Origin of the sequence: Streptomyces sp. TLI_185 (assembly GCF_003814765.1) — a bacterium.
In the GTDB taxonomy this organism is placed as follows: domain Bacteria; phylum Actinomycetota; class Actinomycetes; order Streptomycetales; family Streptomycetaceae; genus Streptomyces.
This window is the reverse complement of record NZ_RKRB01000001.1, coordinates 10,278,756-10,292,525: the sequence shown is the minus strand read 5'-3', so window position 1 is coordinate 10,292,525 and position 13,770 is coordinate 10,278,756. Positions and strand designations below refer to the sequence as shown.

Here is a 13,770-nt window from a genome sequence, read left to right as displayed (position 1 = left end):
CCCCGCGCGTTCTGACCCCTACCAGAAAGGCCATCATGACCGGCGCACCGCAGACTCTCCGTTGGGGCCACGCGGCCCTGGAGGTCGAGATCGACGTCGGCGAGGACGGCACCGCCCGCCTCACCCGCATCGGCCTCCCCGGCGGGGCACCCCCCGAGCGGCGCTCCTGGCCTCCGCTGCCCCTGCTGGAGGTGACGGCCGCGGGGCACGGCCGCGCCTGGTCGGGCGGGCGTCTCATCGACTCGTACGTCGGCGGACGGCTGCGCCACCACGCGCACCGCGTGTCCCGCGACGGTGACTGGCACGTGCTGACCGTCGAACTCCGCGACCCTGAAACCGGGCTCGTCGCGGAGGTGACCTACCGCTCGCCGGACGGGGTGCCCCTACTGCGCAGCGAGGTGGTCCTGCGCAACGGCGGGGAGGCCGCGCTGTACCTGGAATCGGTCTCGTCCCTGGTCGTGGGGTGCCTCGCGGACGGCCCGGAGGCCATCGGGGGCGCGGATCTGCTGTGGGCGGAGAACGACTGGGTCGCCGAATGCCGCTGGCAGCGCCGGCCGATGCGAGTGACCTCGCCGGTGCTGAGCGACCGCGTCGTCGTCTACGACAACGGCAAGGGCGAGTTCACGCAGACCGGCCGGGGCGTGTGGTCCAGTTGCGGCCGCCTGCCCATGGGCGGCCTCACCAACCGTCACTCGGGCCGCACCTGGCTGTGGCAGATCGAGCACAACGGCGGCGGCTGGCACTGGGAGTGCGGTGAACGCGACCAGCTCGCCTACCTGGCCCTGTTCGGCCCCACCGACACCCACCACGGATGGCGCCATCCCCTGGAGCCCGGCAGCGAGTTCCACACCGTACCCGTCGCCCTCGCCTTCAGCGCCGACGGCGGCCCGGACGACGCGTTCGCCGCGCTGACCCGTTACCGCCGCACGGCCCGCCGCCCGCACTCCGACCACCGGCGCCTCCCCGTCATCTTCAACGACTACATGAACTGCCTGATGGGCGACCCCACCACGGAGAAACTGCTGCCGCTGATCGACGCGGCGGCCGAGGCGGGCGCGGAGTACTTCGTCATCGACGCCGGCTGGTACGACGACGAGAACGGCGGCTGGTGGGACAGCGTCGGCGCCTGGGAGCCGGCCGCCTCCCGATTCCCCGGGGAGCGCGGGATCCACGAGGTGCTGGACCGCATCCGCGAGCGCGGCATGGTGCCCGGCCTGTGGCTGGAGCCGGAGGTGATCGGCGTACGCAGCCCCATGGCCAAGGCCCTGCCGGACGAGGCCTTCTTCCGCCGCGACGGCGTCCGCGTCACCGAAACCGGCCGCCACCACCTGGACCTGCGTCATCCAGCCGCCCGCGCCCACCTGGACCAGGTCGTGGACCGACTGGTCGGCGAGTGGGGCGTCGGCTACCTCAAGCTCGACCACAACATCGACCCCGGCTCCGGCACCAGCGCCCACCCCGGCGAGACCCCGGCCGCCGGACTGCTCGGCCACAACCGCGCCCAACTGGACTGGCTCGACGGCATCCTGGACCGCTACCCGCACCTCGTGGTGGAGAACTGCTCCTCCGGAGGCATGCGCTGGGACTACGCACTGCTGTCGCGGCTGCAACTGCAGTCCACCAGTGACCAGCAGAACCTCCAGCTGTACGCACCGATCGCCGCCTCCGCGCCCACCGCCGTCACCCCCGAGCAGGGCGCCGTCTGGGCCTACCCGCTGCCGGAGGACTCCCTCGACGAGGTCGCCTTCACCATGGCGAGCGCACTCCTCGGCCGCATCCACCTGTCCGGCCTGCTCCCGGACCTGCGGCCCGAGGCCCGGGCCCTGGTTCACGAGGCCGTGGCCGTGTACAAGGCCATCCGTGCCGACCTGCCTCAGGCCGTCCCCGCGTGGCCGCTCGGCCTGCCGGCCTGGGACGACCCGTGGCTCGCCCTGGCCCTGCGCACCCCGGCCACCACCTACCTCACCGTGTGGCGCCGCCCCGGAGGCGCGTCCACCACGAGCCTTCCCCTCCTTCACCTCCGCGGCTCCGCCGCACGCGTCGACGTCCTCTACCCCACCGCGAGCCAGGCCGAAGCCGCCTGGAACCCCGATGCCGCCGACCTCACGCTGACGCTGCCCACAGCTCCGTCCGCCGTGCTGCTCCGCCTCACCCACACGGTGCCGGACGCGCCCTGAACCGCCGGTGCCACATGACAACGACCCGCTGAAGGAAAGGGACTTGGCCCCATGTCAGAAATACAGCGGGCGGACGCCACCATGACCAACCCCGTGATCCCCGGATTCCACCCCGACCCCAGCGTCTGCCGGGTCGGAGACGACTACTACCTCGTCTGCTCCAGCTTCGAGTACTTCCCCGGCATCCCCGTCTTCCACAGCCGGGACCTGGTGCACTGGACGCAGATCGGCAACGCCCTGGACCGGCCGGCCCAACTGCGCCTGCCGGCCGCCATGCCGTCCTCCGGCGGGATCTACGCTCCCACCCTGCGCCACCACGACGGACGTTTCTGGCTGATCGTCACCAACGTGGCCGAGGGCGAGGGCAACATGCTGTTCACCGCCACCGACCCGGCCGGGCCCTGGTCCGACCCGGTACGACTGCCAGAGGTGAAGGGCATCGACCCGGATCTCGCCTGGGACGAGGACGGCACCTGCTGGTGCACGGTCGCCGGGGGCGCGCAGGTCCGTATCGACCCGTACACCGGCGAGACGTTCGGACCTGCGCACCAGGTGTGGGCCGGCACCCCCGGCACCCAGGCACCGGAGGCGCCGCATCTGTACCACATCGGCGCCTACTGGTACCTGCTCATCGCCGAGGGCGGCACCGAGCGCGGCCACGCCGTCTCGATCGCCCGCGGGCGCACGCCCACCGGCCCGTTCGAGGCGTGCCCGGCCAACCCGGTCCTCACCCACCGCGGCACTCATCGCCCGATCCAGAACACCGGTCACGCGGACCTGGTCCAGGGGCCCGACGGTTCGTGGTGGATGGTGCTGCTGGGCGTCCGGCCGCGGGGTGGCACGCCCGGCTGGTACGTGCTGGGCCGCGAGACCTTCCTGGCGCCCGTGGAGTGGGTGGACGGCTGGCCCGTCGTCGGCGAGGTGTCGCCCGAACTGCCCGCGCCCGCCTGGCCGCTCGTCCCCGGCCCCGCCGAGGCCCGCCGGGACGACTTCGACCTCAGCGAGTTGCGGCCGCAGTGGATCTCCGTGCGCGACCGTCCGGAGGAGCACTGCACCACCAAGGAGCGGGCCGGCTGGCTGACGCTGCGCGCCCGCGGCGCCTCGCTGGACGAGCCGGACGTCGTCTTCGCCGGCCGCCGCCAGCAGCATCTGGCATGCCGGGTGCGTACATGCATCGATCCGGCGGGAGGGCGCGGCGGCCTCGCCGTTCGGCTGGACGAGGAACACCACTACGAGATCGAGGCGTCGGACGGGGAGGTGCGGGTGCTGTGCCGCATCGGCCCGCTGCGCACCGTCATGGGGTCCCGGTCCGTGCCCGCCGGGTCCGTGGTCCTCGGCGTCCGGATCTCCGGCACCCCACCGCGGGACGCCCGCACCGGGCCCGACACCGTCACGCTCAGCATCGAGGAGACGGACGGCACGTTCACCGTGCTCGGCGCACTCGACGGCCGCTACCTGTCGACCGAGGTGGCAGGCGGCTTCACCGGACGGGTCATCGGCCTGTACGCAGCGGCCGGCACCGTGCACTTCGACTGGTTCGACTACGAGCCGCTCGGCCTCTGAACCGGCGCGGCGAGCCAAGGCACCACGTCGGCTTCCGAAGACGCCCCGCCCCCTCTTGCTGCCTGCCGCTCCATCCCCCACGGGCGGAACCCGCTCGGCCAACAGAGAGAGGTCAGAGATGAAGGGAACGCACCACCCCACCGACCGGCGCAGAGGCGGCCCGGGCCGGGTGCTCGGTCTGCTGCTGGCGCTGGTCGCCGCGATCGGGCTGACCAGCACCACCGCGTTCGCCGTACCGTCCCACAAAAAGGGCGCGTCCGCGGCGACGAAGAACATCGCGCTCAGTCCGATGGGCACGGTGGCCGCGATGCAGCCCAGCTGGAACCTCGGCAACACCCTGGACGCCATCCCCGACGAGACGTCCTGGGGCAACCCACCGGTCACCAAAGCCCTGTTCGACACCATCAAGGCCCAGGGCTTCCGCAGCGTCCGGATCCCGGTGACGTGGACCGACCACCAGTCCTCGACCGCTCCCTACACGATCGACGCGAGATGGATGACCCGCGTCAAGCAGGTGGTCGACTGGGCCCTGTCCGACGGTCTCTACGTCGTGATCAACGTCCATCACGACTCGTGGCAGTGGATCGCCGACATGCCCACCGACCATGACGGCGTCCTGGCCCGTTTCAAGGCCTCCTGGACGCAGATCGCCGCCACGTTCAGGGACTCCCCGAGCAGCCTGCTCTTCGAGAGCAACAACGAGCCGCAGTTCAACAACACCACCGACGCCCAGGGCATCCAGTACAACGACGAACTGAACACCGCGTTCCACAGCGTGGTGCGCCAGTCCGGCGGCAACAATGCGACCCGTCTGCTCGTCCTGCCCAGCCTGCACACCAATTCCGGCCAGGTCTTCCTGGACGCCCTCGTGAGCGGCATGAAGTCGCTGAACGACCCCAACCTCGTGGCCACCGTGCACTACTACAGCTGGTACCCGTTCAGCGTGAACATCGCCGGCGGCACCCAGTTCGACGCCACGGCGCAGAAGGACCTGACCGACAACTTCGCCCGGCTCCGCGACACCCTCGTCTCCAAGGGAATCCCCGTCTACCTGGGTGAGTACGGCCTGTTGTCGTACCCCGACCACTTCCAACCCGCGCCGCGTGTCGAACGTGGCGAGGCACTGAAGTACTTCGAGATGTTCGGATACGAGGCCCGCATCTCCGGGGTGACCACGGCCCTGTGGGACGCCTACAACTTCCTGAACCGCTCCACGCTGCAGTGGCGTGACCCCGAGCTGATCAACCTGATCAAGTCGAGCTGGACCACCCGCTCGGGCACCACCTCCTCGGACCGGATCTTCCTGGAGAAGTCGAGCGCCATCACCGCCAGGACACTCACCCTGAACCCGAATGGCACCACTTTCCGTGGCGTGTGGCACGACGGCAAGAAGCTCGTCCAGGGCCGGGACTACACCGTCTCCGGCAACCAGCTCACGCTCACAGCCACCGCGCTGACCCGGCTCGCCGGCGACCGCGCCTACGGGGTCAACGCGACGATCGAGGCTCGTTTCTCCCGGGGTCTGCCCTGGAAGATCCACGTGACCACGTACGACAGGCCGGTGCTCTCCGACGCGACCGGTGACACCAGCGGTCTCACCATCCCCACCCAGTACCGCGGTGACCAGCTGGCCACCATGGAGGCCACGTACGCCGACGGCAGCAACGCCGGCCCGACCGACTGGACTCCCTACCAGGAGTTCAACGAGGCCTTCTCTCCCGACTACCCGGGCAACGGTCTTCTCCTCACCTCCAAGTTCGTCAACTCACTGCGTGACAACACCCAGGCGACGCTCGTCTTCCATTTCTGGAGCGGAGCCACCGTGACGTACAACGTGACGAAGACCTCAGGCTCGGTGACCGGAACCGTCGCCTGACCCTTCCCCGCCCCCGGGTGTCCCCTGGCGCCCGGGGCTCTCTTCCTGCCCGGTCAGCCCTTCGGCGGGCGCGTGCTCTCCCGGATGGTGAGCGTGTTCGCGATCTCCGGTCCGACCTGGGGCACGTCCCCGGCTCTTGCCATGGCAGGCCTCGACGGACGGCCTCTCGCCCGGGAACTGGGCGGTTCTCTGACCGAGGGCATCGCGAGCGGTCGCCCGTTGCACCCATTGCGCAGGTAGTCGAAAATATCGCGCCGCGTGAGTGGTCCCGCCTTCCGCACCAGGAGCACGTCATCCACGCATCGGCCGGCCAGGTCATCTGCCACTGCGCGGATACGGCGTCGACGAGCTCCTGGGCGGCTTGTTCGCGGCGTTCCACCTCCGACAGTGCGGCCTGCTCGGCTTCCCGCTGCGTGGTGACGAACTCGGTCAGTGCCTTCGGGGATTCGAAGCCGAGTGCGGCCAACAGCCGCTTGACCGCGGCTCGTTCACCCTGTGCCTTCTCGCGGGTGAGCATCTTGCCCAACCGGTCCTGGGTGACGGTGACCTGCTGCTCCGGGCCGGTGTCGGCTCCGTCGTCGTGCTGGTCGTTTGTCTCGTCGTCTGCTGAGGCACCGAGAATGGGATAGATGGGCCGCCCGTCGCGGCGAAAGCCGACTGGTCGGCGGGGCGGCAGGGGCCGGACCATACATCTCCTCCAGAGCGCGCCCCCGCGCTGAAGATCAGTGTAGCCACGTCCGCCGACACGGCACCGGAGAGCCGACAGCCGCAGCTCGTCAGCCGGATGATTCGCTCAGCAGGGCCCGCGCTTTGCGCTCGACCAGCACGGGCACGAATTCGCGCACGGGCCGGTCCATGAAGGACGCGTGAGTCTTGGCTACGGCGGCCTCGACATCGGCCGGACTGTGTGTCGCACTGAAGGCGCTCGTCAGGCGCTCCACAACACCACGGATGGCATCGTCCTCGCGTACCTTGTCAGCCACAGCGCCACCTGCCTCGGGGAGTGCTTCTCAGCCTCCGCTGAGATTCTCGCGCAGATGCACCGCGCTTCGATGATCATTACATTCGGATCGCGGGCCGTCGCCCGGAACCGGCCATGCCTGATGCGCCTGGAGAACGAGGCTGACCAGGGTCATGAGCAGCTGGACATCCGTGGCACTGTCAAGGCGGACCGTCACCCACTGTGAGCCCGGCACCAGCCGGACAGCGCCGGTTCGCGTGAGGTGCTCTTCGAAGCGCCGGATGGCCCGGGCCGTGAGATGCAGGTCAACGTCCCCGTCGGAATGGAAGTGCGCGACCTCGCCGTGGGGCGAACAGAGGGCCCGCCCAACGCCGCAGCTCGGCTCCGCCTCGGCAAGATCAGGCCAAGTCGCCAGTTGCGTGAAAGCACTCGCGGCCAACGTCATGCGCCCATCATGACCAGCTCACCGTGCATCCACCAGCAGATGAGGAATCCGTAACCTGGCGACAGCCAGCCGCGCCTCCTGCGCGGAGACCGGGTGCGTGCGGTCACTGGTCATCGTGCAGTCATCCAGGTGCACGGCCGCCTCGCGCGGACCCGTCGGTGTACGGCGCTGCTCGATCACAAATCCTGACGACTGGCGCTCCGCACGCGAAGGAGCCGGCCCGAGCGCAGGACGAGCGGTGCGACGAGGGCGGTGCGGAGCTTGCGGGCTGCCGGTTCTCGGCGACAGCAAGGGCGTGTCGTACGGCGGTGACCTGCAGCCTCAGGTAGGTCACCACGGTCTCCTCATCGGCCAGCTGCTGCTCCAGGTACCCCAGGATCGCGCCCAGACGAGGCGGATCCGGAGGAAGGTCGTTCATGTGTTCGATTCAAGCATTGGGCCCAACTACGTCGAGGTGGGCCTTGTTGTCCTCTGACGCTGAACCTTGACCGATCGCCACTGAAGGTTGACCTCCGTGTGAGCGACAGCCCCCGCCTATTCCCTGCAGGCCCGCGGATATGCTCGCGCCATGCGACGACAGGGGCGGATGGCCAAGGCGGCTCGTTGGCTGGCGGTTTGGGCCGTGTTCACCGTCTTCATGCGCTTTGTCACCGACCTCGCGGATATCTACAGGGGCTGGTTGGCCACTGCGGAGACGTCCGCAGTGGTGGTGGCCTCCTGGTACCTGTTCCCGCGGTTGCGGTCCCGCAAAGAGCGCAAAGCCACAGAGCAGTAGCCAGACCGGGCACGGAGCGTCGTACCCCGGATGAAACTCGCCGGTCAAGGTTCAGTGTCGGAGGACATTCGTGGTCGGACACTGAGCTCCCAGATTGATTGTGACCGTGATTCCGTGATGACTACGACGGGTGGCGGACCCGATTGGTTTCGCCAGGCTGAGGCTGTAGGGAACCCAGGCAGGACCGTCCAGTCGGTGACAGGTCTATGGAATGGGACGCCCTGCACTGCGTCGCGCGGGACGCTTGCGGGTCACCAGAACTTATCGTCACCCATCAGTTACGTTACGTACCTGATCGCCGATCCTGGGAGTGAACGGCATGAGCGCGGTACTGGTGAGCGGGGCGACAGGGAATGTCGGTTCGAGGGCCCTCACGGAGCTGCGTGATCGTGGCGTCCACGTCCGCGCCTTCGTCCGGGATCCGGACCGGGCTGCCGCTGTGCTCGGTAGTCAGACCGAATTGGCGGTGGGGGATTTCGCCCAGCCGTCGACGGTCCGCCGCGCGCTCGACGGCGTCGACCGGGTGTTTCTGATCTGCCCGAACGACCTGCGGCAGGTCGAGTACGGGGCGGCGGCTATCGACGCGGCGGTGGCCGCGGGGGTGGCGCAGGTGGTCTTTTTGTCGACGGTCGGGGCGCAGGCCGGTTCGTCGACGGTGTTCTTCGACCAGCATGGCCGGATCGAGGAGCACCTGCGTGGCTCGTCGATCCCGGGAGTGGTGCTGCGGGCCGGCCACCTGATGTCCAACCTGATTGGTTCGGCCGCGACCATCGCGCGGGCCGGCCGCTTCTTCCTCCCGGCCGGGGACACTCCGATCGCGATGGTCGATCCGCGCGACGTGGCCTCGACCGCCGCCGCGGTGCTGACCACCGCCGGGCACGACGGTCGGACGTACCAGCTCACCGGCCCGGAGGCGATCAGCTATGCCGAGGTCGCGCGGCGTCTGTCGAGCGTCCTGGGCCGATCCGTCGAGTACGTGGATGTCCCGGACGAGGCGGCCCTGGCCGGTCTGGCTCAGGCGGGTTTGCCGCCATGGCTGGCGGAGCAGGTGGTGGCTGTCTTCGGCGCGCTGCGGGCTGGAGTGAACTCGTCCACCACTGGCACCGTACGGGAGTTGACGGGCCGTGAGCCGCGTCGATTCGAAGAGTTCGCGCGGTCGGTGGCCCTGCAGCTGCTCGGCGAGCAGCGCGATTGACGCGATGCGGCGGGTGCGCGATCCCAGCGCGAGGCCCAGTCCTCTGCGGGGTGCCGGACGGCCTTCGTCTGGGCATGACAAAGCCCCCGCCAGCCACTCCCAGCGCTAAGCCGCCGTTTGGACATCGCTCCGCTCCTGGTCGGCGTCCCCGCCGTCGCCGCGCTCGCGCCGCGCAGTGTTCTCCGCGATCCGCATCGCGGCCTCCTCCTGGGTCTTCGCCCGGATCCGCGCCACCTCCTGCGACGCGTCCTCGATTGGATACCCGGCCTCCACGAGCATGGCCACTGCGGTCTCCAACGACAGCACTCCCGCCCCGTACGCCGTAACGACCTCTTCCAGCACTGCGGCCCGGTCCGTCGGCGTGTGCGGCGCCCAGGCCAGCCGCGTCGGAAGTGACTCGCCCGCCGGCCAGCCGTCCGCCCGCCCTGCCTGGTACAGCCGCTGCACCATCTTGAACAGCAGCCGGTACTTGTGCTCCCGCGCCAGCCGCATCATCCCGATCAGCGCGTCCAGCGGCCCCAGCGCCAGCTTCAGCGCATACCCCGAGGGCACCTCGGTGGCGTCCAGCGTGCCCAGTCCGGCCGCCGTCACCCGGGAGTTCGACGCGATCCGCTCCAGCAGGTGATCCACCCGCGCCCGCAGCTCGGCCAGCTGCGGTGACGTGTCCAGCGCGTCCATCCGCCCGCTCTCGCCCAGCTGCCACACGGCACCGGCCTTCACCTGAAGCTCCTGCGGCTGGCCCGTTGCTCGGTCCACCGGCACCCGCGCACCCGCCAGCCCGATGATCGGCGTCCCGGTCGTCGGGGAGGCCGCCGAGCTGTCCGAGTCCGTCGCCGCGAGCTCGTCCAGCGCCTGCAACACCCGCGCCAGCACCGAGCGACCCCAGTGCTCCCCGCCATCCGGGATCGTGTTCGCGAGGTGCACAACCGGCACGAAGTCGATCATCAGATCCAGTCGGTTCGGTTCAGCTCTGTACCGTCCGGCCGTACCCGGTACGCGGCCTTGCCCAACGGCAGACGATCCAGCGTCTCGCCGTTCTTCAGATCGTCCAGCAGCCACTCGGCATCGGTCAGGTAGCACGTCACGGTGGAGGCCCGGCCCGGCTCCCACGGGTACTGCCGCACCCCGGCGGCTCCATCGTCTGCTTCGCCGTCCTCGGCTATGGGACCCAGCTCGTAGGTGACCCGCCGCACCCGGGCCTTCAACCCGGCCTCGTCGTCCGCCGGCAGCTCCCACGCCAGATGCACACGGCTGGGGAAGTCGTCCTCCTCGTCGTCCCACTGCGGGAAGAAAAACCCCGGGTCATAGACCCGCAGCGTCGGCCGCTGCTTCTGCGGGTTCCACGCCAGCACCATCACGGAATCCCCGAGAAGCACCGCAGCCCGCTCGGCCTGCTGCACGCGGAAGGTCAGCAGTTCCTTGTCCGCCCACGCCCGCAGCCGCTCCTGCACCGCGGCGGCCTCCGCCGCTCCAGGTGTCGGCGTCTCGTCGTCGGCGTGCTCCGCCCCCTCGACCGCAACTTTCTGCTCCGAGCCCAGGAGATAGCCGAGCGCGGTGTCCACGAGGTTCGCCGCATCGCCCAACTCCCGCCGCTCCAGCGCCCCCGCATCACCGCTGGCCGCAGCGAGCTGCCCGGCCTGGTTGTTGTCGTACGACGCGAGCACCTTGTACGCGGCCAGCCGCCGCAACTCATGCGGCGACACCCACGTCCTGGCCAACTCAGGGAACGCCCGGCTTCCCGGACGGCCGACGTCGGCCATCACAGGCTTGTAGTTCAACCACGACCAGGCGTCGATCACGAACTGGCGCAGGCCCATCGGGAACAGTTCCCTCCCGTCGACGGCCCCGCGCCGAATGATCAGCCTAGCGCCAGCCCACCAGGCAGCGGCCGAGATCCGGCGACAAGCGGCCCTTCACTTGAACGGCAGAGCTTTAACCAGCACCTCGCTCACCCGGCCCGTCGCCTCCGCGCTCGCGGAGACAGTCCACGTCACCCCCGTCACCAACAGCGTCCACATCACGGTGCTCGCCGTGCGCTCGTTGGCGGCGATACGCGGAATCAAGGGCACCAGGAACGCGGATGCCACAAGCACACCAACCGCAGCAGGCTTCTGTTGGACGGGCCAGTCATGCAGGGGACGGGACGACCTGCGCACGCGAGGTTCACGCGGTGAGGCCACCGTGCGTGTCGGACGGCGGGCTAGGGCCCTGGCGGCTACGGCGCGGCCCGTGCCGGACGAACGTGGTGTCACGTCGAGGTCCCCATCTGGGCTCAGCATCTTCAGCACGACGACGGTCGGCAGGCGGGCGGCTTGCTGCTGCCACACCGAACTCACAGACGATCCAGGGCTGTTCCTCGGCTGGCGGGCCTGGGCCGCGCGCCTGCTGTCGAACACTCCCTCCCCCGCCTACAGCCCCAACAGTGCATCGACTACCACGAACAGTGGCTCACGCCCGGACGATGCTCCATGCATCGGACCGCGGGCACGGTGCAGGGGCCGCAGAGGCTCCATGCCACCCGGCTTGGCGGGGCCCGGCCTACACACGTCGCGTCACACCGTCCTTCCTACCGGTAGTTCGTTAAATCCGGCGGTAGAGGTCAATGCCGTGTCCGGTGGTGACCGCGTCGATTAGGGCTTGGAGCTCGGAGGGTGGGTCCGTGTCCGTCCAGGCTCGCCACCACCGGTTGAGGGCGATGCGGGGGTGAGCCAGGAACGGATGGCGCGTAAGGCCCTGGGCCAGCAAGGCTGTTGGGGCTGGTGGGACGGGGCTGGTCCCCCTCTCTGGCCCGTCGTTGGGGTAGGGGTCCGGCGCGGTGGCATCCAGGGGTCCGGGTGCGGCGAACCACTGGTCCCAGCAGAAGGAGAAGGCGCAGTTGACCAGGGTCTGGTGGCGGCGGATGGTGCGGTCGGCACGGACTTGGAAGTCGGCCCAGCCGAGTTCGTCCTTGATCTGTTTGTAGCTCTGCTCGATCCACGGCCGCAGGCCGTAGAGGCGGACGATCTCGGCGAGTTCGGCCGGCGGGTGCGGGCTGGTGGTGGCATGGGGTGCGTCGGGATGGGGCAGGTTGGTGGCCAGGTACCAGGTAGCCTTCTCCGGCAGGCCGGTCGGGTCGGTGGTGGCCACGATCAGGCGGCAGGGTGAGTCGGGGCCGTAGCCGCCCAGGCGGGCATCGGCGGCCCACCAGGTTTCGGTGTGCCCGTCGCGGAAGTGACGCTCCACTGGTGTCCAGTCGCCGGGACGCTTGGCATCGCGCCAGGTCAGGGAGTGGGCCGCTTCGATGGGGGTGGGCGGCTGGTCTGCCGGAGCCCAGGTGCCACGGTGTGGCTTGAGGGCGACCACGTAGGCCAGGCCGGCCTCTCGCAGTGCGAGGTACCAGTCGTCGCTGACGGAGTAGGCGCAGTCGGCGACCACCGCCCGGCAGCCGAAGCCCGCCGCCTTCCCGCGGGCCGCGAGGGCAGCGGACAGCTGCGGTTTCGTGCGGAAGGCCGGGTCGGACCGGCCGCGGGCGAAGTGATGGGCGGGGGTGTAGGGAGTCGCGTGCAGCGGGTAGTACACGCGGCCGTCGGTCCACACCGTGGTCACCGTGACGATGCCGTTGTCCGTCTTGCCCAGCCGCCCCAGCCACTGCCGGCCCACGTTGGCGGTGGCCGTGCCGTCCTTGCGGTCCCCAGAGTCGTCGATCACGATGCCCCCGCCGTCGTGCGGAGCCGTCGCCGACTCTTCGCGAAGCAGCTCAAGTCGCCGGTCTTTGACCTGCTCGGCCTCCCAGGGCGACTCGGACAGGAAGAACTGCAGCCGCTGCACCCCCGGCATCCCCGCACCCGCCACCGGTTCCGCCCCTGCCAGGCAGGTGATCGTCTTGTCCCGCTCCCGCGGCGCCAGCAGCCCGGTCAGGTACTCGCGAAACCCTCGCCGCTGGGCCAGGCTGAAGAAGAGGTCGTCGAACCGGGCGGCGTACTCCTCCAACGGACCCGGCGCAGGCGGACACGGACGGCGAGGGGTCATCTTCAGCCCCCAGCAAGGCAGTTGACTCCTACCACCGGCCTACGACCAAGCCGACCTGCCGTCAATCCACGCCACCACCGGATTCAACGAACTACCGGTACGAAGCGACCGTGCTGGTCGCAGTCCTCAACGAGTGGCTGTGACCAGCACTTTCGCAAGAGACGCTAGACGTCTCGGACCTGTTCACCAGGGCTTTTAGAAGCAGCTCGAAAGGACTCGACACCCGGTACGCCAGCATGGGCATGATGCGGACTGTCGCCGTGGGAGCGCGGTTCCCGATCGTCCCCGTTCCAGCCCAGGAGAGAGCGAGGAAAAGGCGGCGCATCTGGTGAATGATCCAATCACGAGGGGGAAAGATGAAGCGATCCCTGGTATTGACCACTGCATGTGTTCTGGCGACGCTGGGGGGTGTCAGCACCGCTCATGCTGACACTCAGAGCGTTCCATGCACTGACCACAACCGCCAGGCAGTGCTGAGTACTACGAATGCATTCTTCCTCTGCTTCGAGGGCACCGGAAATTCGTATGACTCGCGTATCGGCGGTGTCGTAAGCGTGTCGTCCGGGCCGTACACCGTTTCCATTGGCCAGTACGGCGCCGAAGACCCGATCATCGTGCCGCCGGGCACCACTAAGCGCCTCGACGGCCCACTCGACATTGACTTCGTGCAGCTGTTTTAAGGCGGAATTGGCGCATGCCCGACGCATGGGCGACGATGTTCGGCCGGGCCGCCTCCGATGGGTGAGTTGGATGCCGCTCAACTCGGTTTT

At 69.2% G+C, this 13,770-nt stretch carries 13 protein-coding genes; 6 read left to right on the top strand and 7 right to left on the bottom strand.

Annotated elements, in window-relative coordinates:
- The first annotated feature begins 35 nt into the window (after positions 1–35).
- The 3 genes from EDD92_RS47380 (at position 36) to EDD92_RS47370 (ending at position 5,616) form a co-directional block, all read left to right on the top strand.
- Entirely contained in the window at positions 36–2,177 is a 2,142-nt protein-coding gene (locus tag EDD92_RS47380; RefSeq protein ID WP_123970036.1) for an alpha-galactosidase, read from the top strand.
- Positions 2,178–2,228: 51 nt separating this feature from the next.
- A complete protein-coding gene (locus EDD92_RS47375) occupies positions 2,229–3,740 on the top strand; it encodes a glycoside hydrolase family 43 protein (protein ID WP_123970035.1) in 1,512 nt (503 codons plus the stop codon).
- A gap of 118 nt (positions 3,741–3,858) precedes the next feature.
- Positions 3,859–5,616 carry a cellulase family glycosylhydrolase gene (locus tag EDD92_RS47370; RefSeq protein ID WP_123970034.1) on the top strand — a complete coding sequence of 586 codons (1,758 nt, stop codon included), beginning with the start codon at positions 3,859–3,861 and terminating at the stop codon, positions 5,614–5,616.
- 776 nt (positions 5,617–6,392) lie between these two features.
- On the opposite strand, the gene EDD92_RS47365 is transcribed toward EDD92_RS47370, so the two are convergent.
- The 3 genes from EDD92_RS47365 to EDD92_RS50330 are packed head-to-tail and all read right to left on the bottom strand — an operon-like array spanning position 6,393 to position 7,202.
- Positions 6,393–6,599 (bottom strand): three-helix bundle dimerization domain-containing protein, encoded by a 207-nt coding sequence (locus EDD92_RS47365; RefSeq protein WP_123970033.1) that lies wholly within the window; start codon positions 6,597–6,599, stop codon positions 6,393–6,395.
- Positions 6,600–6,626: 27 nt separating this feature from the next.
- Complete coding sequence (locus EDD92_RS47360) at positions 6,627–7,022, bottom strand: luciferase family protein (protein ID WP_123970032.1); 396 nt, start codon at positions 7,020–7,022, stop codon at positions 6,627–6,629.
- 18 nt (positions 7,023–7,040) lie between these two features.
- The gene (locus EDD92_RS50330; protein ID WP_185124360.1) at positions 7,041–7,202 is read right to left on the bottom strand and encodes a DUF6233 domain-containing protein; all 162 of its coding nucleotides are present in this window, start codon (positions 7,200–7,202) and stop codon (positions 7,041–7,043) included.
- Between the two features lie 388 nt (positions 7,203–7,590).
- Here EDD92_RS50330 and EDD92_RS47355 point away from each other — a divergent pair, with 388 nt between their 5' ends.
- Together EDD92_RS47355 and EDD92_RS47350 are read left to right on the top strand one after the other, a co-directional pair.
- Positions 7,591–7,797 carry a hypothetical protein gene (locus EDD92_RS47355; protein WP_123970031.1) on the top strand — a complete coding sequence of 69 codons (207 nt, stop codon included), beginning with the start codon at positions 7,591–7,593 and terminating at the stop codon, positions 7,795–7,797.
- 319 nt (positions 7,798–8,116) lie between these two features.
- Entirely contained in the window at positions 8,117–8,992 is an 876-nt protein-coding gene (locus EDD92_RS47350; RefSeq protein ID WP_123970030.1) for an NmrA family NAD(P)-binding protein, read from the top strand.
- Positions 8,993–9,097: 105 nt separating this feature from the next.
- Here EDD92_RS47350 and EDD92_RS47345 read toward each other — a convergent pair whose 3' ends face one another.
- The 4 genes from EDD92_RS47345 to EDD92_RS47335 form a co-directional block, all read right to left on the bottom strand.
- On the bottom strand, positions 9,098–9,937 hold the full coding sequence (locus EDD92_RS47345) for a hypothetical protein (protein WP_123970029.1): 840 nt from the start codon (positions 9,935–9,937) through the stop codon (positions 9,098–9,100).
- A complete protein-coding gene (locus tag EDD92_RS47340) occupies positions 9,937–10,809 on the bottom strand; it encodes a hypothetical protein (RefSeq protein WP_123970028.1) in 873 nt (290 codons plus the stop codon). Before EDD92_RS47340 ends, EDD92_RS47345 begins: the two co-directional genes overlap by 1 nt.
- Before the next feature lie 96 nt (positions 10,810–10,905).
- Complete coding sequence (locus EDD92_RS50325) at positions 10,906–11,079, bottom strand: hypothetical protein (RefSeq protein WP_185124359.1); 174 nt, start codon at positions 11,077–11,079, stop codon at positions 10,906–10,908.
- 493 nt (positions 11,080–11,572) lie between these two features.
- Complete coding sequence (locus EDD92_RS47335) at positions 11,573–12,961, bottom strand: IS701 family transposase (protein ID WP_260327240.1); 1,389 nt, start codon at positions 12,959–12,961, stop codon at positions 11,573–11,575.
- Between the two features lie 395 nt (positions 12,962–13,356).
- On the opposite strand from EDD92_RS47335, the gene EDD92_RS47330 reads away from it, so the two are divergent.
- Positions 13,357–13,680: a hypothetical protein gene (locus tag EDD92_RS47330; protein ID WP_123970027.1), complete on the top strand. Its 324-nt coding sequence runs from the start codon at positions 13,357–13,359 to the stop codon at positions 13,678–13,680.
- Positions 13,681–13,770 lie beyond the last annotated feature (90 nt).